The sequence below is a fragment of the Aureimonas sp. N4 genome, from assembly GCF_001463925.1.
GTDB lineage: Bacteria > Pseudomonadota > Alphaproteobacteria > Rhizobiales > Rhizobiaceae > Aureimonas > Aureimonas ureilytica_A.
Genome location: NZ_BBWS01000021.1, coordinates 12,851 through 36,364 on the forward strand (window position 1 = coordinate 12,851; position 23,514 = coordinate 36,364).

The 23,514-nt window shown below is 64.5% G+C and carries 24 protein-coding genes; 14 read left to right on the forward strand and 10 right to left on the reverse strand.

Features of this window, described 5'->3' with window-relative positions; translation table 11 throughout:
* Positions 1-6: 6 nt before the first annotated feature.
* Positions 7-948: a ring-cleaving dioxygenase gene (locus AUL28_RS06525; RefSeq protein WP_062219437.1), complete on the reverse strand. Its 942-nt coding sequence runs from the start codon at positions 946-948 to the stop codon at positions 7-9.
* A gap of 108 nt (positions 949-1,056) precedes the next feature.
* On the opposite strand from AUL28_RS06525, the gene AUL28_RS06530 reads away from it, so the two are divergent.
* Complete coding sequence (locus AUL28_RS06530) at positions 1,057-1,962, forward strand: LysR family transcriptional regulator (protein WP_062231107.1); 906 nt, start codon at positions 1,057-1,059, stop codon at positions 1,960-1,962.
* On the opposite strand, the gene AUL28_RS06535 is transcribed toward AUL28_RS06530, so the two are convergent.
* The 4 genes from AUL28_RS06535 to AUL28_RS06550 all read right to left on the reverse strand — a co-directional run bounded on the left by AUL28_RS06535 (position 1,950) and on the right by AUL28_RS06550 (position 6,271).
* The gene (locus AUL28_RS06535) at positions 1,950-3,056 is read right to left on the reverse strand and encodes a sn-glycerol-3-phosphate import ATP-binding protein UgpC (protein WP_062231109.1); all 1,107 of its coding nucleotides are present in this window, start codon (positions 3,054-3,056) and stop codon (positions 1,950-1,952) included. The two genes, AUL28_RS06530 and AUL28_RS06535, sit on opposite strands and share 13 nt — an antisense overlap.
* An 11-nt stretch (positions 3,057-3,067) precedes the next feature.
* Positions 3,068-3,955 (reverse strand): ABC transporter permease subunit, encoded by an 888-nt coding sequence (locus tag AUL28_RS06540; protein WP_058600248.1) that lies wholly within the window; start codon positions 3,953-3,955, stop codon positions 3,068-3,070.
* A gap of 11 nt (positions 3,956-3,966) precedes the next feature.
* Positions 3,967-4,860, reverse strand: coding sequence for a carbohydrate ABC transporter permease (locus AUL28_RS06545; RefSeq protein ID WP_058633386.1), 894 nt, complete (start codon positions 4,858-4,860; stop codon positions 3,967-3,969).
* Positions 4,861-4,933: 73 nt separating this feature from the next.
* Complete coding sequence (locus tag AUL28_RS06550) at positions 4,934-6,271, reverse strand: extracellular solute-binding protein (protein ID WP_062231111.1); 1,338 nt, start codon at positions 6,269-6,271, stop codon at positions 4,934-4,936.
* A 272-nt stretch (positions 6,272-6,543) separates the two neighbouring features.
* On the opposite strand from AUL28_RS06550, the gene AUL28_RS06555 reads away from it, so the two are divergent.
* Positions 6,544-7,431: a glycerophosphodiester phosphodiesterase family protein gene (locus AUL28_RS06555; protein ID WP_062231113.1), complete on the forward strand. Its 888-nt coding sequence runs from the start codon at positions 6,544-6,546 to the stop codon at positions 7,429-7,431.
* On the forward strand, positions 7,428-8,189 hold the full coding sequence (locus AUL28_RS06560; RefSeq protein WP_062231115.1) for an inositol monophosphatase family protein: 762 nt from the start codon (positions 7,428-7,430) through the stop codon (positions 8,187-8,189). Before AUL28_RS06555 ends, AUL28_RS06560 begins: the two co-directional genes overlap by 4 nt.
* Positions 8,190-8,234: 45 nt before the next feature.
* Here AUL28_RS06560 and AUL28_RS06565 read toward each other — a convergent pair whose 3' ends face one another.
* From AUL28_RS06565 to AUL28_RS06575, 3 genes are all read right to left on the reverse strand, one after another.
* Complete coding sequence (locus tag AUL28_RS06565; protein ID WP_062219425.1) at positions 8,235-9,296, reverse strand: magnesium transporter CorA family protein; 1,062 nt, start codon at positions 9,294-9,296, stop codon at positions 8,235-8,237.
* A gap of 209 nt (positions 9,297-9,505) precedes the next feature.
* Positions 9,506-9,856 carry a hypothetical protein gene (locus tag AUL28_RS06570; RefSeq protein WP_058600254.1) on the reverse strand — a complete coding sequence of 117 codons (351 nt, stop codon included), beginning with the start codon at positions 9,854-9,856 and terminating at the stop codon, positions 9,506-9,508.
* Between the two features lie 130 nt (positions 9,857-9,986).
* Positions 9,987-10,706, reverse strand: coding sequence for a L,D-transpeptidase (locus AUL28_RS06575; protein ID WP_058600255.1), 720 nt, complete (start codon positions 10,704-10,706; stop codon positions 9,987-9,989).
* 303 nt (positions 10,707-11,009) lie between these two features.
* On the opposite strand from AUL28_RS06575, the gene AUL28_RS06580 reads away from it, so the two are divergent.
* From AUL28_RS06580 to AUL28_RS06595, 4 genes are all read left to right on the forward strand, one after another.
* The gene (locus AUL28_RS06580) at positions 11,010-11,882 is read left to right on the forward strand and encodes a branched-chain amino acid aminotransferase (RefSeq protein ID WP_062231118.1); all 873 of its coding nucleotides are present in this window, start codon (positions 11,010-11,012) and stop codon (positions 11,880-11,882) included.
* Positions 11,883-12,011: 129 nt separating this feature from the next.
* The gene (locus tag AUL28_RS06585; RefSeq protein ID WP_062219421.1) at positions 12,012-12,614 is read left to right on the forward strand and encodes a superoxide dismutase; all 603 of its coding nucleotides are present in this window, start codon (positions 12,012-12,014) and stop codon (positions 12,612-12,614) included.
* Between the two features lie 285 nt (positions 12,615-12,899).
* A complete protein-coding gene (locus tag AUL28_RS06590) occupies positions 12,900-13,343 on the forward strand; it encodes a c-type cytochrome (RefSeq protein ID WP_062231182.1) in 444 nt (147 codons plus the stop codon).
* Positions 13,344-13,355: 12 nt separating this feature from the next.
* Positions 13,356-14,276: a cytochrome c gene (locus tag AUL28_RS06595; protein ID WP_062231120.1), complete on the forward strand. Its 921-nt coding sequence runs from the start codon at positions 13,356-13,358 to the stop codon at positions 14,274-14,276.
* Positions 14,277-14,321: 45 nt separating this feature from the next.
* Here AUL28_RS06595 and AUL28_RS06600 read toward each other — a convergent pair whose 3' ends face one another.
* The gene (locus AUL28_RS06600; protein ID WP_062231122.1) at positions 14,322-16,427 is read right to left on the reverse strand and encodes a S9 family peptidase; all 2,106 of its coding nucleotides are present in this window, start codon (positions 16,425-16,427) and stop codon (positions 14,322-14,324) included.
* 88 nt (positions 16,428-16,515) lie between these two features.
* Entirely contained in the window at positions 16,516-16,935 is a 420-nt protein-coding gene (gene msrB / locus AUL28_RS06605) for a peptide-methionine (R)-S-oxide reductase MsrB (RefSeq protein ID WP_374701409.1), read from the reverse strand.
* 393 nt (positions 16,936-17,328) lie between these two features.
* Here msrB and AUL28_RS06610 point away from each other — a divergent pair, with 393 nt between their 5' ends.
* The 7 genes from AUL28_RS06610 to mnhG are packed head-to-tail and all read left to right on the forward strand — an operon-like array spanning position 17,329 to position 23,454.
* Complete coding sequence (locus tag AUL28_RS06610; protein ID WP_062231124.1) at positions 17,329-19,701, forward strand: putative monovalent cation/H+ antiporter subunit A; 2,373 nt, start codon at positions 17,329-17,331, stop codon at positions 19,699-19,701.
* Complete coding sequence (locus tag AUL28_RS06615) at positions 19,698-20,117, forward strand: MnhB domain-containing protein (RefSeq protein WP_058600261.1); 420 nt, start codon at positions 19,698-19,700, stop codon at positions 20,115-20,117. Before AUL28_RS06610 ends, AUL28_RS06615 begins: the two co-directional genes overlap by 4 nt.
* Before the next feature lie 10 nt (positions 20,118-20,127).
* Positions 20,128-20,505, forward strand: coding sequence for a Na+/H+ antiporter subunit C (locus tag AUL28_RS06620; RefSeq protein WP_058600262.1), 378 nt, complete (start codon positions 20,128-20,130; stop codon positions 20,503-20,505).
* Between the two features lie 9 nt (positions 20,506-20,514).
* Positions 20,515-22,203, forward strand: a complete 1,689-nt coding sequence (locus AUL28_RS06625) for a proton-conducting transporter transmembrane domain-containing protein (protein WP_062231125.1) — start codon at positions 20,515-20,517, stop codon at positions 22,201-22,203.
* A complete protein-coding gene (locus AUL28_RS06630) occupies positions 22,200-22,676 on the forward strand; it encodes a Na+/H+ antiporter subunit E (RefSeq protein ID WP_374700745.1) in 477 nt (158 codons plus the stop codon). The genes AUL28_RS06625 and AUL28_RS06630 overlap by 4 nt, the downstream gene beginning before the upstream one ends.
* Positions 22,673-23,041, forward strand: coding sequence for a cation:proton antiporter (locus AUL28_RS06635; protein WP_062231127.1), 369 nt, complete (start codon positions 22,673-22,675; stop codon positions 23,039-23,041). The genes AUL28_RS06630 and AUL28_RS06635 overlap by 4 nt, the downstream gene beginning before the upstream one ends.
* Positions 23,038-23,454 (forward strand): monovalent cation/H(+) antiporter subunit G, encoded by a 417-nt coding sequence (mnhG, locus tag AUL28_RS06640; protein WP_058633398.1) that lies wholly within the window; start codon positions 23,038-23,040, stop codon positions 23,452-23,454. Before AUL28_RS06635 ends, mnhG begins: the two co-directional genes overlap by 4 nt.
* Positions 23,455-23,514 lie beyond the last annotated feature (60 nt).

Sequence of the window (23,514 nt, forward strand, 5' to 3'; positions counted from 1 at the left end):
GGGCGGTCAGGCCGGCTCGGCCAGCGAGGGCAAAACCTGCTCGATCCGGCCGCGCTGCGCTTCCAGGAAGTCCGGCAGCTTGAGCGTGCCGCCCAGATCGTTCACCGGCTCGTCCACGGCAAAGCCGGGCTGGTCGGTCGCGATCTCGAACAGGACATGGCCCGGCTCACGGAAGTAGATCGAGCGGAAGTAGTTGCGGTCCCGCTGCTCGGTCGTCTGGATGCCGTGGTTGTCATGGAGCTTTTGCGCCATGGCCATCTCCTCGGCGTCGTCGGCCGCCCGGAAGGCGACGTGATGCACCGACCCGCCGCCAGCGCGCGGCTTGAGAAAGCCGCCGACGGCGCGAATGTCCACGATGCCGCCGACACTCGCCCCCGGTACTTCGAAGCGCGTGATCGAACCCTCGCTCGCGCCCTGCCGGAAGCCCAGAACATCCGTCAGCACCGCGCCCGTGGGCGCGGCTTCCTCCAGAAGCAGGCTCACGGAATGGAAGCCGCGAATGGCGTGGTCGGGCGCGATGTCGCCCGCGCTCCAGGCCGGCTCTTTCTCGGCACCGGGAACGGCGACGAGGGCGAGGCGCATTCCGTCCGGGTCGCGGAAGGACAGGACCGTCTCGCCGAAGCGCTTCTCGATCGGCTCGAAGGCGACGCCCCTTTCGATGAAGCGATGCGTCCAATAGCCGATCGAGCCCTCCGGCACGCGGAAGACGGTCTCCTGCGTCTCGCCGACGCCGAGCCGTCCAGGCGCGACATGCTCCCACGGAAAGAAGGTCAGGATCGTGCCGGGTGATCCCGCCTCGTCGCCGTAATAGAGATGCCACGTGCCGGGATCGTCGAAGTTCACCGTCTTCTTCACGAGGCGCAGCCCGAGCGTCTTCGTGTAGAAGCCGACATTGCGGCTGGCCGGACCGGCGATGGCCGTGACGTGATGAATGCCGTGCTCGCTCATGATCGTTGCCCTCGTTCAATTTCTGAAGCCAACATAATCGCAATGACGCAAAGCCATAAGGGGTCTATGGATTGCGTCGATGCAATGCTTGGATTGCGGAAGGGATATATGAGCGGTTTCGAAAGCCTGAGCTGGGACGATTTCCGCCTGATCCGGGCCGTGGCCGAAGCCGGCACGCTGCCGGCCGCGGCCGAGCGACTGGGCACGGCGCATTCCACCGTTTTCCGCCGGCTGAAGGGGATCGAAGCCGCGCTCGGCTGCGCGCTGTTCGAGCGCAACAAGGCGCGGCTGGAGCCGACCCAGGCCGGGGCGGAGATCGCCGCTCTTGCCGCGCGTATGGGCGAGGAGGTGGATGCCGTCGCGCTGCGCCTCGCCGGCCGCGAGCCGCTGCCCTCGGGCGAGGTGCGCGTCACCACCAACGACTCGCTTCTGGTCCATCTTCTGACGCCGATCTTCGCAAGCTTTCTCGCGGCCTGCCCCTCGGTGCGGCTCGACATCGTGCTCGGCAATCCGGCGCTCAATCTGTCGAAGCGCGATGCCGATGTCGCGATCCGCGCCACCGACAATCCGCCGCCCAATCTCGTCGGGCGCAAGGCGGCGCGCATCGCCTGGGCGCTCTATGGCCCCGCCGAAGATGCGCCAGGCCCACGTCGATGGGTGACGCTGGGCGAGGCCATGAGCCCGATGAAAGTGGTGCGTCATGTCCTGAACGAAGCCGGGCCGGAGGGCGTCGGATACCGCGTCAACTCCGTTCTCGGTATGGCCGAGGCTTTGGAGGCCGGGCTGGGGGTCGGCTATCTCCCCTGTTTTGTCGCGGACCCGCGCCCCGCGCTGCGCCGGCTGGACGGGCCGGACGAACGCTTTGCGACCGATCTCTGGCTCCTGACCCATGCTGACTTGCGCCAAGTGCCGCGCGTGCGCGCCCTGATGGATCATCTCGCCGAAGAGATCGCCCGCGCGCGACCGCTGATCGAAGGCGCGCGCGGGCGAGAGACGGGTGGTCAGGCCGGCTGAAGCGCCCGCTCGCGCTGCAACTCGATGCGCGCGCCCGTCTCGGCGTCGAACGCATGGAGCCGGTCGGCCGGCAGCAGGAGGCCGATCGCGTCACCCGGCGCCACCGACAGCGCCTCGGTCGCCGTCACGGCGAAGAGCACGCCGCCGAGCTCGGCATAGACGACACGCGAAGCGCCGAGTTCCTCGATGAAATCGACCACCGCGTCTGCGCTGCCCGGCGCGCCGCGCCGCGTCAGGATCGCATGTTCGGGCCGAATGCCGATCTCGACGCGCTTGGCCCCCAAGCCGACGCGCGAGCCCACGGGCAGGGGCAGGCGGTAGCCGTTGGTCAGGCGAAAGGCGTCGTCGGCCTCAAGCTCGCCCGGCAGCAGCGTCATGGGCGGCGAGCCGATGAAGCTCGCGACGAAACGCGAGGCCGGCCGCTCGTAGATTTCGGCGGGCGTTCCGACCTGCTCGACATGGCCGCCATTCATGACGACGAGCCGGTCCGCCAGCGTCATCGCCTCGACCTGATCATGCGTGACGAAGACCGAGGTCGCGGACAGGCGCTTGTGCAGCTTGCGGATTTCGGCGCGCATGGTGACGCGCAGCTTGGCATCGAGATTGGACAAGGGCTCGTCGAACAGGAAGACGCGCGGCTCGCGGATGATCGCGCGGCCCATGGCGACGCGCTGGCGCTGGCCGCCCGAGAGCGCCGCCGGCTTGCGGTCGAGATAGTCGGCAAGGCCCACGATCGCCGCCGTCTCGCGGATACGCCGCTGGCGCTCCTCCTTGGGAACGCCTGCGACCTTCAAGGCATAGCCGATATTGTCGGCGACGCTCATATGCGGATAGAGCGCGTAGTTCTGGAACACCATGGCGCAGCCGCGCTCGCGCGGCTCCAGCTTGTTCACCACGCGCCCGTCGATGGCGATCTCGCCGCCGCTGATGTCCTCCAGCCCCGCGATCATGCGCAGAAGCGTGGACTTGCCGCAGCCCGACGGCCCGAGGATCACGACGAACTCGCCGGACTCGAAGGTGAGGTCGATGCCGTGCAGGGTCCGCGTTGTCGCGTTGTAGGACTTCTGAAGATTGCGGATATCGATCCGTGCCATCGGACTCTTCCTTATTTCTCGGTTGCGATGAGGCCGCGCACGAACCAGCGCTGCAAGACGGCGACGACGATGAGCGGCGGCAGCACGATGATGAGGGCGCCCGCATTGGTGACGTTCCACTCCGGCAGGCCATTCTCGGCCGGGCGGAGCGCCCGCAGCGCCGTCATCGCGGTGGTGTAGGCGGGGTCCGTCACCATGAGGCGCGGCCAGAGATACTGGTTCCACGTATCGGCGAAGAGGATCGTGGCGAGCGCCAGCATGTTGGTGCGCGACAGCGGCAGGAGCACGTCCACGAAGAAGCGCCAAGGGCCGGAGCCGTCCATGCGCGCCGCTTCCGCCAGCTCGTCGGGGACGGTCATGAAGAACTGGCGAAACAGGAACGTGCCGGTGGCCGTCGCGACCAGAGGCAGGGACAGGCCGGAATAGGTGTTGAGGAGGTTCCAGTCGATGCTGACCTCGATGCCGGTCAGCGTCTGGATCAGGAGGCGGAAGGGCTGGAACGCGTCGGCGGCGATATTGTAGGTCGGCACGACGCGCACTTCGAGCGGCAGCATCAGCGTCAGGAACACCAGCCAGAAGAAGACGAGGCCCCAGCGCGATCGGAAATACACGATGGCGAAGGCGCTGAGCGCCGAAACCGCGATCTTGCCGGCCGTGACCGCACCAGCCATGACGAAGCTGTTGAACAGGGCATTGCCGAGATCGGCGCGGGCCCAGGCGGCGGCATAGTTCTTCAGCGCATCCGGCCCGGGCAGGAAGCTGAAAGGAACGGCGTTCACCTCCTGAAGCGTCTGCGTCGATGCGCAAAGGACGATCCAGAAGGGCAGGAGCACGGTGACCAGCGCCATGACGAGGATGGCGTAGGTGATGAGATTGGAGACGGGCGTCTTTTCGATCATGTCCCGAGCCCTCAGCGGTAATGCACGCGCCGCTCGATGAAGCGGAACTGGATGAAGGTGAAGACCATGATCAGGCTGATGACGATGAGGCTCTGCGCCGCCGCGCCGGAGTAATCGAGCCCTTCGAAGGCCTTGGAGACGATGTTGAAGACCATGAGATTGGTGGCGTTGTTCGGCCCGCCATAGGTCGTGCGATCCACGATGCCGTAGGTATCCTTGCCGACGAAGCTTTCCGTCGCGATCAGGATGAGGAGCAGGAACAGGGTCGGCGAAAGAAGCGGGATTTGGATGTCGAGCGCCCGGCGCAAGGGGCCGGAGCCGTCCATGGCGGCTGCTTCCGTCAGGCTGCGCGGGATCGACTGAAGGCCCGCCAGCATGAAGATGAAGCAATAGCCGATCCACTTCCACACGAAGCAGGTGACGATCAGGATCATCGCGTGGCTATTGTATTTGGCCGGATTCCAGAAGTCGGGATGGGCGGCATTGACCATGGCCATCAGCCCGCGCTCGGGCGACAGGATGAACAGGAAGGCCGTCCCGACCGCCGGCCCGGCCAGCGCGTAGGGCCAGATGTAGAAGAAGCGGAAAATCTTGGAGCCCTTGAGCTGGCGGTCGACTGCGAGCGCCAGAACCAGCGCCAGTCCCATCGTGATGACCGTCGCTAGAACCGCGAACGTCACGCTGACGCGCACCGAATTCCAATATTGGCTGTCCGAAAAGACGGCCTGGAAATTCTCCCAGCCGACGAAAAGACGCGCGCCCGCGCCGCCGAAGGCCGGCTCCAGCGTGAAGGCCCAGTTCAGCACCGAAACGGCGGGCCAGTAGAAGAACAGGAAGATCAGAAACAACTGGGGAAGGGCGGCAAGAACCGGAACCCAGCGGCTTTTGAAGACGACACGCTTCATGACGGATATCCACGATGAGGAACGCCGCCGAGGCCGGGGAGGGCTTCGGCGGCGCGGGAAAGTGCGGTTCGGCTTAGTTCAGCGTCTGGCCGGCATAGGTCTTCTCGAAGCGACGCAGCAGCGTGTTCGAGCGGTCGGCGGCCTCGTCCAGGCTCTTCTGGATGTCGGCGTTCTGCATGAAGATCGCCTCAAGCGCGGTCGAGAATTCCTTGCGGATCTGCGTGTAGTTGCCGAGGCGGATGCCGCGCGTGTTTTCGGAGGGCGGGGTCAGCGTCAGGCTTTCGATCGCGATTTCGCGGCCCTTGAACTGCGGCTTGTCGTAGAAGCCGCTGGCCTTCATCGCCTCGAAGCCGGTCTTGGTCACCGGGATGTAGCCGGTCACGGTGGACCACCACTCAACCATGTCGGGCTGGGCGAGGAAGTTCAGGAAGGCGGCCGCGCCCTTGTACTCGGCTGCGGGGCGGTCCTTCATGACCCAGAGCGAAGCGCCGCCGACCAGCGTCTTCTGGCGCTGGGTGCCCTCGAAGGCCGGCAGCATCGTGACATGCCACTCGACACCCTGCGGCAGCGTCTTGCCGGCCGTGCCATGGTCGGCGATCGAGCTCATCGCCATCTGGCAGGTCTGCGAGGTGAAGGACGGGAAAGCGTCCATGCCGAGCTGCTTGGTCTTCACGACGAAGAGCTTGTCGTCGACCTGCTTCTTCCAGAACTTGATCTCGTCGACCACCTTCGTCTTGTTGAAGACGACTTCGGCGTCGAGACCCTGATAGCCGTTGGCCTTGGTGGCGACGGGCTGATTGTGGATGGCCGAGAACTGGTCCAGCGAGAACCAGGGGTCGAAATTGATGGCCATCGGGCATTCGTAGCCCGCGTCCTTCAGCTTCTTGGCGTCGGCCGATACCTGCTCCCAGGTCTTCGGCGCTTCCGTGATGCCGGCCTTCTTGAAGGCGTCGCCGTTATAATAGAGGACGGCGGTCGAGGAGTTGAACGGGAAGGACTCGAGGTCGCCCTTCGCCGTGGCGTAATACTGCCCGATACCGGGGAAGTAGTTATTCCAGTCGATCTTGTAGCCGTTGTCGGCCATCAGCTGCTTGGCCGGGACGAACGCTCTGGACAGCATGAGGTCGAGCGTGCCGGCGTCATAGACCTGGGTGATCGCGGGCTGCTTCTTGGCGCGGTAGGCCGCGATCGTGTTCTGCAGATTGGTCTCGTAGCCACCCTGGCTGACGCAGGAAATCTCGTAGTCCTTCTGCGAGGCGTTGAACTTGGTGCAGGCCTCCTGCACCCTGTCGCCGAGATCGCCCGACAGACCGTGCCAGAATTCGAATTTCACGGGCTCGGCATGAGCTGCGCCCGTCAAACCAGCCAAGAGCGCCAGCGCGCTGGCGGCGCCGAAGATTTTCGTGAGCATTGTGAGCCCTATCGATCGAAATAAAAGGAGGACGAAATCTTGCCGTTCGTCGCGGCGGTCCAATAATGAGCGTCGGGGTGAGAGTAAAATGAAGTTTGTATGACGATACCGCGGATTCACAACTTCCGCTTGTTTGGGTTTTGTCGGGAATTCATCATCGATTTGTCACCGTTGTGACATGATGCCTATGGTAGCGCGAAGCCGAGCCAGCCCCGTCCGCCTTCAGGGACGCCGCCGCCTCTTGCGCTCAAGGACCTTTTCCCGAGTTTGTCATGACCCAAGTTTCTGCCGCGGCCGTCCTCGACGCCGCTTCTTTTCGTTCTCCCGTTCTGGACTTTGCTCCGGCCGATTGTCTCGTGATCGCCCATCGCGGCTCCTGGGTCCGCGCCCCGGAAAATTCGCTTCTCGCCATTCGCGAGGCGGGGGCTCTGGGCGTCGGCATGGTGGAGATCGACGCGCGTCAAACCGCAGACGGCGCGATTCTCGTCATTCATGACGATACGCTCGATCGCACCACCCAAAGCCGGGGCGCGGTTGCCGAGCAGGACAGTGCGACGATTCGTGCCCTTCGCCTGCGCGAAAGCGGCGGAGGCGACGATGCGCCGCTGACCGACGAGCGCGTGCCCACGCTTCTGGAAGCGCTGGAAGAAGCGCGAGGCCACGGTCTTCTCGTCAATGTCGACACCAAGTCGGCTGCCGAGCTTCCTGCCGTGACGCGCGAAATCCTGCGGGGCGGCTTCGCTGGGGATGTCGTGGTGAAGGCGGAACTGACGCCGGCCGATCTGGCGCGCCTGCCCGCCGACCATACGGCCTTCGGACCCTTGCCCTTCATGCCGGTGCTGAAGTCGCAAAAAGGTCGCTTTGCCGAAGACCTCGCGCATTTCGCCCACCTCAATCCCTTCATGATCGAGGCTATGCCTGCTTGCGTGGAGGATCTGGAAGCGGGCATGGAGGCGGCGCGCGCCCTCGGCGTGCGGCTTTGGCTCAATACCTTGGACGTCTCCCATATGACCGATTTCAACGACACGGCCGCCCGGCAGGACGCCGACGCGATTTGGGGGCGGCTTCTCGACCTCGGCGTTGGTGCGATCCAGACCGACGAGTCCGAGCGCCTCGTCGCTTACCTCGCGGCGCGGGGACTACGGAGCGCTCGCCTATGAATCTGGCTTTGCTTCAGCGCCGCGACACGGCCGCCGAGATCGTCAAGACCGCCGCCGCCGAGGCGCTCGGTCATTTCGCGGATCGTAGGCAACTCCTGACGGAGACCAAAGCCGGGCCGCGCGATTTCGTCTCGCAGGCCGATCGGGGCATCGAGGCACGTGTTCGCGCGCTTCTGGCCGAACGCTATCCGGGCGAGGCCGTCGTGGGCGAGGAAGAGGGCGGGGAGACGGCCGATCGCTACTGGATCGTCGATCCGATCGACGGCACATCGAACTTTCTGGCCGGCTCGCCGCTCTGGGGCATCTCGCTCGGCTATGTGGAGAATGGCGTGCCGGTGGCGGGTGCCATCGCCGCGCCTTGCCTCGGCGAACTCATGGCCGGCGCGCGAGATGTCGGCGTGGTGCGCAACGGCGTTCCCTTCGAGCGGGAGGTGGCCGTACCCGGCCTCGGTCTCGTGTCCTTGGGCGACAGTCCGGGCGAGGATCTGGAGGCCGCGATCGCGCTCCAGCGCCGCTTGCGTGAGCGTGAATGGATCGTGGAATCCTTCCACTGCACCTCGGTTTCCATGCTCTTTGCTGCGCTCGGCCGCTTCGACGGCCATATCCAGCCGGTCACCACCATGTGGGACATCGCGGGTGGGGCCGCGATCTGCCGTGAGCTGGGCCTGGAGGTCGAGATCATCAGGCACGAGGATGGCGCTTACGCCATCTATGCCGGCACGGCCACGCTCATGCGGGACGCGCTGGGCAAGGCTTGACCGTTCAGGCGCAGCACCGGAGGAAGAGGCGGCTTTCGAGCCGCCTCACAGCCACTTCTTGTGTCGGAAATACAGAAGCGGCAGCAGCGCCGAGAGCACCATGATCGTCAAGGCCATGGGATAGCCGAGCGCCCATTTCAGTTCGGGCATATGCTCGAAATTCATCCCGTAGATCGAGGCGACGAGCGTCGGCGGCATGAAGCCGACAGCCGCCACCGAGAAAATCTTGATGATGGCGTTCTGCTCGATCGAGATCATGCCGACCGTGGTGTCGAGCAGGAAGGTCGTCTTGTTCGACAGAAAGGACACGAAATCGTTCAGCGAGGCGACGTCCCGCGCCATCGCCTTGACCCGCAGCTTCAACTCCTTCTGCGGCTTGCGCCGATCCATCACAAAGGAGAGGAAGGGCAGGAGCCGGTCCACGGTCGCCAGACTTTCCCGCGTGCGCGAGGAAATGTCGCCGGCCGCGCCGAGGCGCTTCAGAAGCTGCTTGAAATCGGCGGTCGCCGTCGGCGTGTTCGTGTCGGACGAGCGGAAGATGTCGGTGCCGATCCGGTCGAGATCGCTGGCGATCTGCTCCAGGAGATCGGCCATGCGGTCGATGATCGTTTCCAGAAGGCCGACCGCGATGGAATCGGCCGTCGGCCCTTTGGTACGAGAGGGCTTAGGGGGAGCCGGCGGCGGGCCGTAATGGTCGAAGCTCGGGAGATAGCCCGGTTTCGTTGTCTCGCCATTGCCCTCCCGGCAGAGCTTGGTCGAGAAGATTTGGAACGAGCGCGGGTCGGTATAGCGCAGCGTCACGAGGCGCTGGCCGACCAGAATGAAAGTGACGGGGCCGAAATCCGGCTTGCCCTCGTCCAGCCCATAGACGATCGAAGCGGTCATGAAGTCGCCGCCATCTTCCGAATAGAGCCGGCTCGACACTTCGATCTCGCGCATCTCTTCGCGCGTCGGCACCTCGATCCCGCAAAGCGCCTCGATGGCTCGTTCTTCGTCATGTGTGGGGTTGCGCAGATCGATCCAAACGGCTTCAGGCGGAACCTCGTCGGGACGCACGCCGGCATGGCGGCGAACGTGAGAACCGAAAACCGTGTAGGCATCGATCATAGGCTATTCCTTGGCATCGCACGCTGGATGGCGCGCCCTCGGCGAACGCGCATCATCGCCCCAGCGAAGCGGATGCTCACTTGGGCAATGCAGCACGCGACGGCGATATAAGGCAGGCCGGCCCGATAAGCCACCGGCCCGAGCGTTCCAACTTCCCCCTATCGCGGCGCCGGGCGGCGCGCGTCAGAAGCCTTTACGGCGCGAATGTATCAAACGAATGGCGCAAGCGCGGGAACGGACGCGATGGCGGTGGAGACGGTCGCCTCGTCCACATGAGACTTCGAGAAGGCGATCAACTCCTCGCCCACGGTGCGGATCTGGCCCATGTCGAGACCGAGGCCCATCAGCTTGCCGCCGAGCGCCATGATGCCGCCTCCGAACTCGGCATCGCCAGCCGCTTGGAGAGCGTCCGCCGCGCCCGGCGTGCCCGAGATCATCGTCTCCACGGCGGGATCCGAGCTTTCCGAGCGCAGGAAGGCCAGAATGTTGCCGACCGCCTCGCGCGCTGTCTCGGGCGTCAGGGAAGCGGCTGCGGAGACGCGGTCGATCAGTTCGGACATGGCAGGGCCTGAGAATCACGGGGAAGGGCCGGTCGGCGTGCCACAGTGGCAGGGGGCGCGCCGGAGTGCAATCGGCTGTTCCAGCCGATTGCTGGCATGGTCGCGCTTCGCAGAGCGTCGGCCCCGAACCTTAGACCGTCAGGCCGCCCGGCTGGTTGACGATGACCGTCGCGCCCGGCTCCGCGCGATTATACAGGTCGATGATGTCATGGTTCATGAACCGGACGCAGCCCGACGACACGGCCTTTCCGATGGTCCACCATTCCGGCGTTCCGTGCAGGCGGTAGAGCGTGTCCTTGCCATCCTTAAAAAGATAAAGCGCGCGGGCCCCCAGGGGGTTCTTGAGACCCGGGTCCATGCCGACTCCGCGATAGATTTCCAGCTCGGGCTGGCGGTCGATCATCTCGTTGGGGGGCGTCCAGCGCGGCCATTCGCGCTTGAACTGCACGCGGGCGCGGCCTTCCCAAGCGAACCCGTCGCGGCCGATGCCCACGCCGTAGCGCATGGCGGTGCCGCCGGGCTGAATGAGATAGGCATAGCGCGTGGGCGTGTCGATGATGATCGTGCCGGGGGCTTCGGGGCCGTTATAAGCGACCTGCCGGCGGAGATAGCGCACGTCCATGCGGCGCAGGTCGATGGCAGGGATCAGGAAACCGCCATCATCGATCGGGCCATAGGCGGTGGCGTATTCGGGCGGCACATTGCCCGGCAGGCCGCCGAAAACGGAGAGATCGGCATTCTGCGCACGCGGGGAACTGACGCACCCGGTCAGCGTGGCGAGGGCGCCGAGCCCGAGGCCGGACAGGACGGCACGGCGCGGCAGGCGTCGGGAAAAGGGATCGTTTGTCATTATCCAGCCAGTGCGGCGAGCGCGGGAATAGGCCTTCTGCGAAGCCTTGGAACCCTCGCTCGGGTTCTTGTTCTTGGGCTGAAAACGTCGAACCGGACGGTTCGTTCCGTTCTCCACGCCCGGAAGCGAGACCTCACGGGCGCATTGCGGCGATGGAGCGGCATTTCAGAGAAGCAGGGTTAACAATTCATCCGTAGAGGCTTCCATGTGACAGGTCGAGCCGCGCCTTGTAGACCGGGGCGGTATCATAAGGGCAGGGCGGCTTGGCAGCGTCCCCTGCCTCCGAGCGCAAGGCAGGAACCCATGGCAGCAGGCTTCTCACGCACCTTCACCTTCTTCGACGGCGAATGGCTCGAGGGAAATCCCGGGCTGGTCGGGCCGCGCTCGCATGTTCTCTGGCTGGGCTCATCGGTCTTCGACGGGGCACGCTGGTTCGAAGGCCTGACGCCGGACCTCGACCGGCACGCCGCGCGCGTCAACCGATCGGCCGAGGCGCTGGGGCTTCGGCCGACCATGACGCCGGACGAGATCGTGCGGCTGACTTATGAAGGGCTCCGGCATTTCGATGGCGAAACGGCCGCCTATATCCGTCCGATGTATTGGGCCGAGGATGGTGGCTATATGGGCGTGCCGGCCGACCCAGAGACGACACGCTTTTGCTTGTGTCTTTATGAGTCGCCGATGATTCCATCGGCCGGGTTTTCGCTGGGCGTCTCGCCCTTCCGTCGGCCGACCCCCGAAACCATGCCGACGCTGGCCAAGGCCGGGTGTCTTTATCCCAACAATGCGCGCGCGATCATGGAGGCCAAGCGGCGCGGGTTCGACAATGCGCTGGTTCGCGACATGATCGGCAATGTGGCCGAGACCGGCACGTCCAACCTCTTCATGGTGCGCGACGGCGCGGTCTTCACGCCGGTTCCCAATGGTTCCTTTCTGAATGGCATCACGCGCCAGCGCGTCATCCAGCTGCTGCGCGAGGACGGGATGGAGGTGGTCGAGGCCAGCCTGACGGTGGAGGACTTTCTGTCGGCCAGCGAAATCTTCTCCACTGGCAATCATTCCAAGGTCGTGCCCGTGACGAGGCTGGAAGAGCGCGCCATGCCCGTCGGTCCCGTCTACGGCCGAGCCCGCGAACTCTACTGGCGCTTTGCGCGCGCGCGTGAAAAGTCGGCTTGAATGCGGCCTTTTGGTTCAGAAGGCGGCTGACATCCGAGCCGGGAGGCCCTAGCTAAGGACCCGGCTCGAAAGCCCGCCGGCCGGCGATTCGCTTGCGCTCACGGCGGGCCCAAACCGAAGGAGACGGATATGGCCTTTACGCTTCCCGAACTGCCTTACGCCTATGATGCGCTCCAGCCCTTCATGTCGAAGGAGACGCTGGAATATCATCACGACAAGCACCATCAGGCCTATGTCGACATGGGCAACAAGCTGGCCGCCGACGCGGGCCTCGCCGATGCGTCGCTCGAAGAGATCGTCAAGCAGTCCTTCGGCAAGAACCAGCCTCTCTTCAACAATGCCGGCCAGCACTACAACCACATCCATTTCTGGAAGTGGATGAAGCCCAATGGCGGCGGCAAGTCCCTGCCGGGCAAGCTGCAGACGGCCTTCGATTCCGATCTCGGCGGCTATGACAAGTTCCGCAACGACTTCATCGACGCGGGCAAGGGCCAGTTCGGTTCGGGCTGGGCTTGGGTCGCGGTCAAGGACGGCAAGCTTCAGATCATGAAGACGCCGAACGGCGAGAATCCGCTGGTGCACGGTGCCGAGCCGATCCTCGGCGTCGACGTGTGGGAACACTCCTATTACATCGACTACCGCAACGCGCGTCCGAAGTATCTCGAGGCCTTCGTCGACAGCCTCGTGAACTGGGACTACGTGCTGGAGCGCTACGAGGCCGCCAGCGCCTGAACGCTGGGCCATCGGTGAGATGCGAGCCCTGCCTTCCCTCGGGAAGGCAGGGTTTTTCGTTGTGCGGGCTCTGCGACACTAGAGCACATCCACCGAACATAGGTTCGCCGGAGGTGCTCCAGTCCCTTGTTTCTCGCATTGTCCGGGCGCGAAAGCCGACCCGGCTTTCGCTGGAAATGCTCTGAATCCTCTTCCGCCGATCCTTAAGGATGGACGGATCATGGAAAACGGGTTTTCATCTCGTTTGGAACAATTCCACTCAGCCGAAAGCCCGGAGTGATTCTCATGCGCCTGTCCGCCTTGATCGTGGGACTTTGCGTTGCCGCCTCCGCCGCGCTGCCGGCGCTGGCGCAGAACGAGACCGTCATCAAAGAGCGCCAGCAGCTCATGAAGAACAATGCCAAGGCGGCGCGTACCGCCTCCGAAATCATCAAGGGCAGTCAGCCCTTCGACGCCGCGACGGCCGCCAGCCTCTTCACGACCTTGAACGAGGACGCGAAGAAGTTCGCGACGCTCTTCCCCGAGGATTCCAAGACGGGCGGCAAGACCGAAGCCGCGCCCGCGATCTGGGAAAAGCCGGCCGAGTTCAAGGCGGCGAACGACAAGTTCATCGCCGACACGCAGGCCGCGCTCGACGCCAAGCCCGCCGATCTCGACAGTTTCAAGACCGCCTTCACCAAGGTCGCCGCCAATTGCCAGAGCTGCCACCAGCAGTTCCGGCAGCGCTGAGGCTGAACGCTTTTGCGGCGGCGGCCGGTTCTCGCTCTTCTGGCGGCAGCCGTCGTCGCCGTGCTGGCGGCGGGCGCCTATAGCGCAACGCGCCCGGTTCGCCTGAGCGCGACGGAGATCGCGCAGGAGGGAAGCGGCGACGCCGCGCGCGGCGAGCGGCTTTTCTGGGCCGGCGGCTGCGTGTCCTGTCATGCGCGCGAAGCGGTAGACCAGCCGGTTCTGGGCGGCGGGCCGTCGCTCGTCACGCCCTTCGGGACGTTCCACGGCCCCAACATCTCGCCGGACCCCGATCATGGCATCGGCCGCTGGACGCTGGCCGATTTCGCCAATGCCCTGCAACGCGGCGTCGATCCCGAGGGGCACAATCTCTATCCGGCCTTTCCCTACACATCCTATGCGAGGATGACGCCGGGAGACGTCGCCGATCTCTTCGCCTATCTGAAGACGCTGCCGCCATCGACGGATGACGCGCCGGCGAACGAGTTGCCGTTCCCCTACAATCTGCGCATGGCGCTGGGGCCTTGGAAGGCGCTCTTCCTGAGGCCCAGCCCCGTTATCTCCTGGCCGAATGGCGCGCCCGATCTTGTCCGGCGCGGGCAATATCTCGTGGAAGGGCCGGGCCATTGCGGCGAGTGCCACACGCCACGCAGCCTCGGCGGCGCGGGCGGGCTGGATCACGATCGCTGGCTGGCCGGCGGGCCGGCGCCGGAAGGGGAGGGGCAGATCCCCAACATCACGCCGGCGGGCGAAACCTCGGATTGGACCGAGGACGATCTCGTCAATTATTTCGAGACGGGCTTCACCCCGGACTTCGATAGTGTCGGCGGCTCCATGGTGGAGGTGCAGCACAATCTGGCGCGTCTGCCCAAAGACGATCTCGCCGCCATCGCCGCCTATCTCAAGGCCATTCCGCCGGTCGCTTCAGCGAAGTAGATCGGAAGGGGAAAAGGCGACCGAAGCCGCCTTTTCCCAGAATATTTAAAGAGCTGCCTTGCCCATGAGCTTCAGCGCGAAACTGTAGATCATCGCGATCTCGTCCAGCTTCGCGAAGCGCCCGGATGCGCCGCCATGGCCCGCGCCCATATTGGTGCGAAGTATCACGGGATTGCTGTCCGTTTTCTTCGCGCGCAGGCGCGCCACCCATTTGGCCGGTTCCCAGTAGGTCACGCGCGGGTCTGTCAGACCGGCGAGCGCCAGGATCGGTGGATAGGCCTTGGCCTCGACATTGTCGTAAGGGCTGTAGCTCGCGATCACCTCGTAATCGGCTTCCGACAGGATCGGATTGCCCCATTCCGGCCACTCGGGCGGGGTGAGGGGCAGCGTGTCGTCGAGGATCGTGTTGAGCACGTCCACGAAGGGCACGACGGCGATGATGCCGCCGAACTTTTCCGGCGCCATGTTGGCGACCGCGCCCATCAATAGGCCGCCGGCCGAGCCGCCATGCGCGACGATGCGCTCATAGCTGCTGAAGCGCTCACTCACGAGATGGTCCGCCGCCGCGATGAAGTCGGTGAACGTGTTGCGCTTGTGCTCCCGCCGGCCGGCTTCGTACCAGCGGAAGCCCTTGTCCTTGCCGCCGCGAATATGCGCGATGGCATAGACGAAGCCGCGATCAACGAGGCTGAGCACATTGGTGCTGAACGAGGCCGGGATGGAATGGCCATAGGAGCCATATCCATAGAGCATCAGCGGAGCCGAGCCGTCGAGCGCCGTATCGCGGCGATAGACGAGCGAGATCGGAACGGTTTCGCCGTCCGGCGCGGGTGCGAAGATGCGGCGCGCGACGTAGAGCGAGGGATCATGGCCGGACGGCACTTCCTGCGTCTTCAGGAGACGGCGCTCGCGTGTCTCCACGTCATAGTCGAAGGTCTGGTTCGGGGTCGTCGGCGAGGAATAGGAGAAGCGGATCGTGGTCGTGTCATATTCGTAGGTGCCGCCGAGGCCGAGCGAATAAGCCTCTTCCTCGAAGGCGATGCTATGTTCCGCGCCATCCGCCAGACGCCGTACCACGATGCGCGGCAGGCCGTCGCGCCGCTCCAGCCAGATCAGATGGCGCTTGAGCACGAGATGCGACAGGATCAGGCGGCCGTCCTCATACGGCACGAGATCGGTCCAGGCCTCGCGGCCCGGCTGATCGGCCGGCGCGGTCACGATTTTGAAGTCGCGCGCGCCATCGGCATTGGTCAGAATGAAGAGCGTTCCGTCGCCCTCGTCCACGTCATATTCCAGGCCCTTCTCGCGCTTGGCGACGAGGCGCGGTTCGGCGGCCGGGTTGGCGGCGGGGATCAGCCAGGCTTCCGACGTTTCGTGATCGTGAATGTCGATGACGACGTAATCGCCGGATTGCGTCTGGCCGACGCCCATGAAGAAGCCCGTGTCGGTTTCCTCATAGACCAGAGGATCGGAGGCCGGATCGGCGCCGAGGGTATGATAGAAGACGCGGCTGGGGCGGTGGTTTGCATCGAGTTTGGTGTAGAAGAAACCGTGCGAGCGTGCGTCCCAGGTGGCGTCGCCGCTCGTGTCCGCGATGCGGTCGGGCAGGTCCGCGCCGGTTTCGAGATCGCGCAGGGCAATCTCGTAGAATTCGGAGCCCTTGTCGTCGAAGCTCCAGGCGAGGCGCTTGTGATCGGGCGAGTGCTCGACGCCGCCGATCGAGAAATAGTCGATCCCCTCGGCCTGTTTGTTCGCGTCGAGATAGACGTCTTCGCGGCCGCCTTCGCGCGGCACGCGGAAGAAGCGCGGGTATTCCGCGCCGGCCTCATAGGCGACGCCATAGGAATAGGGGCCATCTGGCGCGGGAACGGAGCTGTCGTCCTCCTTGATGCGCCCGCGCATCTCGGCGATCAGCTTGGCCTTCAGCGGCTCGACATCTTCGAGCGCGGCGTCCGCATAGCGGTTTTCCGCTTCCAGATGGGCGCGGATCACGGGGTCGAGCAGCGAGGTGTCCTTGAACATCTCCTGCCAGTTGTCGACGCGCATCCAGCCGTATTCGTCGGTGCGCGTGCGCCCATGCGCCGAAAGTTCGACCGGGCGCTGCGGGGCGCGGGGCGGGGCGGGAAGGTCGGCGCGGAAGGCTGAGGACATGGATCACCGTCAGATGCGGGCAAGAATCGGCCCGCCGGAGCTTTCGCCCGGCGGGCGGCAAAGGCAAGGGGCAGCAAGGTCGGCCCGGTCAGTCGCGGTCGAATTCGAGGGCGTAGCCATTCATGCAGTAGCGCAAGCCCGTCGGGCGTGGCCCGTCCTCAAAGACATGCCCGAGATGGGCGTCGCAATCGGCGCAGCGGACTTCGACGCGCGTCATCATGAAGGAGCGATCCACATGCTCGCTCACCGACTCGCGCTCCACCGGCTCGTAGAAGCTCGGCCAGCCCGTGCCGGAATCGAACTTCGTTTCGGAGCGGAAGAGGGGCTTCTGGCAGCACACGCAGCGATAAAGGCCGGCTTCCTTCTGGTCCCAGTTCGGGCCGGTGAAAGGGCGCTCGGTGCCATGGCCGCGTGCGACCTTATATTGCTCGGGCGTCAGGATCTCCTGCCATTCGGCATCGCTCTTCTGAACCTTCAGCGGGGTTTCGCTCGCGCTGGCCATCGGCATCACTCCATCCAATTCCTGCGGCGAAAGGTAGGGTCGCGCCGACCCGATCACAACCGGGTCAGATCGCCCTTTAAAACGGGTCTCGCCCATATCCCGCGCCGATTTCGGCTTGATCGAGTCGGGACGCGACCTATTGTTGCGGTCGTTGGAAACAGCCTGGAGGCTGTTGTGAATCGTCGTCAAGTCCGGTGCCGCTCGCTGCGTTTTCCTTGGTGGGGCGGTTGGTGCACAGGGTCAGGCGAACGAAGGACAGTGCGAGCGTCGGAATCCGTTCTCTGGGCGTAATGTCTTGGGATGGCGGATCGGACGCCTGTTCTTCGTTGGCTCGACGCGGGCTTGCGTCTGTTTCGTAACGCGATCGCGGGTGCTGAATCGAGGAAACGCTGAGCCGGTATGACCAGCCTGTCGAGTGGACTTCTATATCTCGTCCTCGCCTTGCCGTTCCTCGGCGCAGCCATAGCTCCTCTTTCCCTGATCGCCCTCGGACGGTTGGGCTCGCTCATCCTCGCCTGCTTTCCCGTCGCCGCGCTCGCCATCCTGTTCCAGCAGAGCGCGCAGGTTCAGGAGCGCGTGCCGATCCTGTTCGGTTTCGACTGGATTCCGAGCTTCGGCGTGCGCTTCGCCTTTCGGCTGGACGGCCTGTCCTTCGGCTTCGCCTTCCTGATCCTGGCGATCGGGGCGCTCGTGGTGCTCTATTCCGGCGGCTACATGCCCAAGGGCTCCAAGCGCGGCCGGTTCTTCGCCTATATTCTGATGTTCATGGGCGCGATGCTGGGCCTCGTCCTGTCGGATGATCTCATCACGCTCTTTGTCTTCTGGGAGCTGACCTCGATCACCTCCTTCCTGCTGATTGGGTTCAACTTCGAAAAGGAAGCGGCGCGGCGCGGTGCCATGCAGGCGCTGGTGATCACCGGCGGCGGCGGGTTGGCGCTCCTGGCCGGCCTGCTGCTGATCCGTGAATCGACCGGGCTGACCAGCCTGACCGCGCTTCTGGAGCAGCCGGACGCCGTGAAGGCGCTGTCCATTTACGGGCCCGCGCTCGTGCTGATTCTGCTGGGCGCCTTCACCAAGTCGGCGCAGATGCCCTTCCACGTCTGGCTGCCCAACGCCATGGAGGCGCCGACGCCGGTCTCGTCCTATCTCCATTCCGCGACCATGGTGAAGGCCGGCATCTATCTCCTGATGCGCTTGTTTCCGGTCATGGGCGGCACGCCCGCTTGGGAAACGATCCTGCCGATCTTCGGCGGGGTGACGCTGGTCATCGCCGCGCTGCTGGCCATCCGGCAGAGCGACATCAAGCTCATGCTCGCCTATACGACGGTGGCCTCGCTCGGCCTTCTCGTCATGCTCATCGGCATCGGCTCGGAACTCGCGATCGAAGCGGCCGTCCTTTATCTCTTCGCGCACTCGCTGGCCAAAGCCTGCCTCTTCATGGTCGCGGGGTCGATCGACCATAGCGCCGGCACGCGCGACATCCGCGCTCTGGGCGGGCTCGCGCGCAAGATGCCGATGACCTTTGCCGCCGCCATTCTGGGTGCTGCCGCCATGGGCGGCCTGCCGCCGCTTTTCGGCTTCCTCGCCAAGGAAGAAGTCTATGCAGCCACCGCGACGGCCGATCTCACGGGCGTGTTGACGACCGCCGCGGCCGTTGCCGGCAACGCGCTGATGTTTGCCGTGGCGCTCATCGTCGCGATCAAGCCCTTCGCCGGAACCATGCCGAGCGGGCTTCGCAAGGCGCATGAATCCACGCCCCTCATCTGGTTCGGGCCGGTCGTCCTCGGCATTGTCGGCCTGCTGGCCGCAATCTTCTCGCAGACCACACACCAGTTCATTTCCAACCCGATGTCGCCGCCCGCCCTCGACGGCGCGGTCGCGGTCGACATCGCGCTCGGCTTCCATTGGGGGCCGGCACTGATCCTGTCGATCATCACGGTGGTCGTCGGCATCGCCCTGTTCTGGCGCGCCACGCGGATGCGCTCGCTCGTCGCCGATCTTCTCAGCCGCATCGGCTGGGGGCCGGACAAGGGCTTCGACCAGCTCATGCGCGCCCTCGTCATCGGCGCGTTCCATGTCACCACCAAGCTCCAGCCCGGTCGGCTCGATGTCTATATGAAGGTCACCTTCGCGGTGATCGTCGCGACCCTGTGGGCGACGATGCTTGCCACCTCGTCGCTGCCCGCTTGGCCGGCAATGCCGGATCTTTACTTCTACGAATGGGGCGTGATCGCGCTGGTGGTGCTCGGCGCCGTGGTCGTCGTGCTCGCCAACAACCGCCTCACCGCCATCGTCTCGCTCGGCATTCAGGGCTTGGCCGTCGCGCTTTTGTTCATGCTGCTCGGCGCGCCCGATCTGTCCTTCACGCAGTTTATGGTGGAAATTCTGTCGGTCGCCATCCTCGCGCTGGTGATGACGCGGCTACGTCTCATGCCGGCGGATCGTCGGCCGTGGCGTGATGTCGTTCCCGAACTGATCCTGTCGATCGCGGGCGGCGTCGGCTTCGCGCTCTTCCTGCTGCACATCACGCAGCGCCCCTTCGACGCGTCGGTCAGCGAGTTCTTCACGCGCTACAGCTACGTGATCGCCCATGGCCGAAACATCGTGAACGTCATTCTCGTGGATTTCCGTGGTGTCGACACGATGGGCGAAATCGCCGTGGTGCTGACCACAGGCGCCGCCATCCTGGCGCTGGTGCGCATTCGCGTGGTGAAGAGTGACCCGCGCTATTCGCGCCGCCGCCGCCGCAAGGCAGGGGAGTTGCAGCCATGAGAACCCTGATCTTCCGCGTCACCGCGCCATATCTGACAGCGCTCATGCTGCTCTTCTCGCTTTTCGTGCTCCTGCGCGGGCACAACGAACCGGGCGGAGGCTTCATCGGCGGGCTCATCGCCTCGTCCGCCATTGCGGTCTACGGCATGGCATGCGGCGTGGACGCAGTGCGCCGCGCGCTGCATTTTCATCCCATCGCCTATGCCGCTTTCGGGCTGATCACGGCCGTGCTGGCGGGCTTCCTGCCGGCCTTTGGGCGTGGGCAGTTCATGACCGGGCTTTGGGCCTTCGTCGATATCGCGGGAAGCGAGGTCGCTCTATCCACCACGCTTCTCTTCGATGTCGGGGTGTTTCTGGTGATCGTCGGCGCGATCAGCTCGATCGCGCTGTCTCTCGAAGAACGCTATTCGGGCTGAGGAGGCACGTTTGGAAGTCGCTCTGTCCGCCCTTGTCGGCGTCCTCTTCTCGATCTCGATCTACATGCTGCTGTCGACCTACATCATCCGTATGTTGCTCGGCGTGGTGCTGCTCGGAACCTCGGTCAACCTGTCCGTTTTCGTGGTCGGGCGTATCGGGCCGATCGCGCCACCGCTGATCCCGAACCATCTGGACGTGCCGCCCCAGGCCATCGCCAACCCGCTGCCGCAGGCGCTGATCCTGACGGCGATCGTCATTTCCTTTTCCTTCTTCGTGTTTTTGCTCGTTTTGACCTATCGCGCCTATCAGGACCTCGAGACCGACGACACCAACGAAATGCGCGTTGCCGAACCCGAAAACGAGGGGCTACCGCCCCTTGGCTATTGAGGCGCGCCGATGAACGAGACACCGAACTATATCGCCGAGGCGATGGTCGTGGACGCTTTCCGGCCCGACCAGTATCTTCTTATCCTGCCTGTCCTCATCTGCTTCGTTTTCGGAGCGGGGCTTTTGATGATGCGTCGGCGGATGGACCGCCATCCGCTGGTCGCCATTGTCGGCCTCGTGTTGCTTCTCGTCTGCGACCTCGCGCTGCTCCTGCGCATCGCGGAGGGCGGACCCATGTCCATGGCCATGGGCGGATGGAAGCCGCCGTTCGGCATCTCCTTCACGGCCGATCTTCTCAGCGCCCTATTCCTGTCGGTGTCGGGGTTCGCCGGGCTCGCCTGCGGCATCTATGCCGGAGCCTCGATCGACTCCGAAGGGCGGCGCTACGGCTTCTATCCCTTCCTCTTCATGGTGATGGCCGGCGTCTCCGGTGCGTTTCTGACCGGGGACATCTTCAATCTCTATGTCTGGTTCGAGGTGATGCTGATCGGCTCCTTCGGCCTGCTCATCTTGGGCTCCGAGCGTGAGCAGCTCGACGGCGCGACCAAATATTGCTTCCTCAACCTGATCGGCGCGACGCTCTTCCTGCTCACCATCGGCTATCTCTACGGCGTCTTCGGCACGCTCAACATGGCCGACATCGCGGTGAAATCCGCCGCGCTGGAAGGCAATGGCGTTCTCCTCACCATCGCCTCGCTCTTCCTCGTCGCCTTCTCCATGAAGGCTGCGGCCTTTCCGCTGAACTTCTGGCTGCCCGCCTCCTATCATACGCCGCGCTTCGTCGTGTCGGCGCTCTTCGCCGGGCTTCTGACCAAGGTCGGCATTTATGCGCTGATCCGCGTCGTGCTCATGCTCTTTCCGCCCGAGCGCGGCGGGCTCGGCCTCGTCATGGCCTGGATGGCGGCGCTCACCATGCTGGTCGGCGCGCTCGGCGCGCTGTCGCAGACCGATCTCAGGCGGATGCTGAACTATGCCGTGATCGTCGGCATCGGGACGATCCTCGCCGGCCTCGCCATTCCGCCCGTTCTGGAAGCGCGCACCACTGCGATCACCACCGGCGCGGCCGGGGTGCTGCGCGAAGCCGCCGAGGGAGCGGGCTTCAACAATGGCATTTCCATTGATGGGCCGCTCGCGACGGGTCTGTCGGGCGCGATCTTCTATGCGCTCCATTCGGTCGTGGTGATGACGGCGCTTTATCTCGCGGCGGGCGTCGCCGCCTTCCGCAATGGCTCGTCTTCGCTTTACGAAATGGGCGGGTTGTGGAAGCGCCATCCGCTGTTTTCGGCGCTGTTCCTGATGCTGCTTCTCGGTGTCTCCGGTCTTCCGCCCTTCTCGGGCTTCTGGCCGAAAATGCTCCTAGTGCGCGCGTCGATCGCGGCGGAGCTGCCTTGGCTGGCGGCGGCCGTTCTCGTTTCGGGCCTTCTTCTGACCATCGCTTGTATCCGTGTGTTCCTCCTGGCCTTCTGGCGTCCCTTGCCGGCGGGTGCGGATGTGGGCGAGAGCCATCCGGCCGAAGATATGTTCCGCGCGCCGCAGCCGGGCCGCCCCATGGCGCTGATCCCTCTCGTGGCGCTCTGCCTGTTTGTGGTCTTCGTGGGCGTCTGGCCGGAGCCGCTGGCCGAGCTGACCTTTCAGGCCGCGCATGAAATCCTGAGGCCGAGCGCCTATCTCGCCGCCGTTCTGGGGGGGACGCCATGATGAACCCCTTCGTCGCCAATCTTCTCCTGGCACTGGTCTGGCTGGTGATCACCGGCGGTTTCAGCTTGGGCAATCTCCTGTTCGGCTTCCTGCTGGGGGCGGGGTCGCTCTTCCTGATCCGCGAGCAGATCGGGGCACAGGGTTATTTCCGGCGGGGCCGCAAGGTCCTCGCGCTGGTTCTGTTCCTGATCTACGATCTCGCGGTGTCGGCGTGGCGCGTGGCCAATGTCGTCCTGTCGCCCAAGCTCGACGTGCGGCCCGGCGTGTTCCTCTATCGGCACAAAGTGGAGACGGATTTCGAGATCGCACTGCTCGCCAATCTCGTGGGCCTGACACCCGGCACGCTGATCTTCGATCTGTCGGAGGATGAAACGACGCTCTTCGTCCATGCGCTGGATTGCTCCGATCCCGATGCGCGCCGGCGCGAGATCGAGGAAGGATTCGAGCGCCGGATTCTGGAGGCGTTCCGATGAGTTTCGCCCAATTCTCCGAGCGGTTTCTGGACATTGCGCTCACCCTCTCGCTGGTTTTCCTGTGCATCTCGTTTCTCTGCACGGTGATTCGCATCTGGAAGGGGCCGACCCTACCGGACCGGGTGCTGGGGCTCGACGTTCTCACCAGCTCGTCCATCGGCTTCATCGCGGTCATCGGCATCGACACGGGCTTTACGCTCTATGTCGATATCGCCATCGCGCTCGGTCTCGTCGGATTCCTCGCGACCATATCCTTTGCACGCTTCATCATGGCGCGCGGCGACACCGAACGCTCGCCCGTCGCCTCGGTCACGGAGCCCGAAGCCGACAGCAAAATCCTGGGCGAGGGGGACAGCGTGTCATGATGGCGTCCATCGGAAACATTCTGGCCGGGATTTTCGTGGTCATGGGTGCGATGTTCGCGTTGGTCGCGTCCATCGGCATTCTGCGCCTGCCCGACTTCTACACCCGTATCCATGCCGCCTCGAAGGCGGGAACGGTCGGCTCCGTGCTGGCTTTGGTGGCGCTCGCCATCGTGTCCGTGCAGACGGCCGAGGTTCTGCGCGCCATCGCGGCTATCGTCTTCTTCTTTCTGACGGCGCCGATCTCGGCGCATCTTCTGGGGAAGGCCGCCTATTCGGCGGGCTATCGCATGTGGTCCGGGTCGGTGCTGGACGAGATGGAAGAGGATTTGGCCAGCCCGCCCACCGCCCATGCGCGCGATCAGGAAGGCGCGACCTGGACCGACGAGCCCGAACGCGGAAACCATCGGTCATAGGGTGCCCGATATTTTTGCGCAGTGGCTCCAAGATTTCGAGGGCCGGGCGCGTGCTATGGC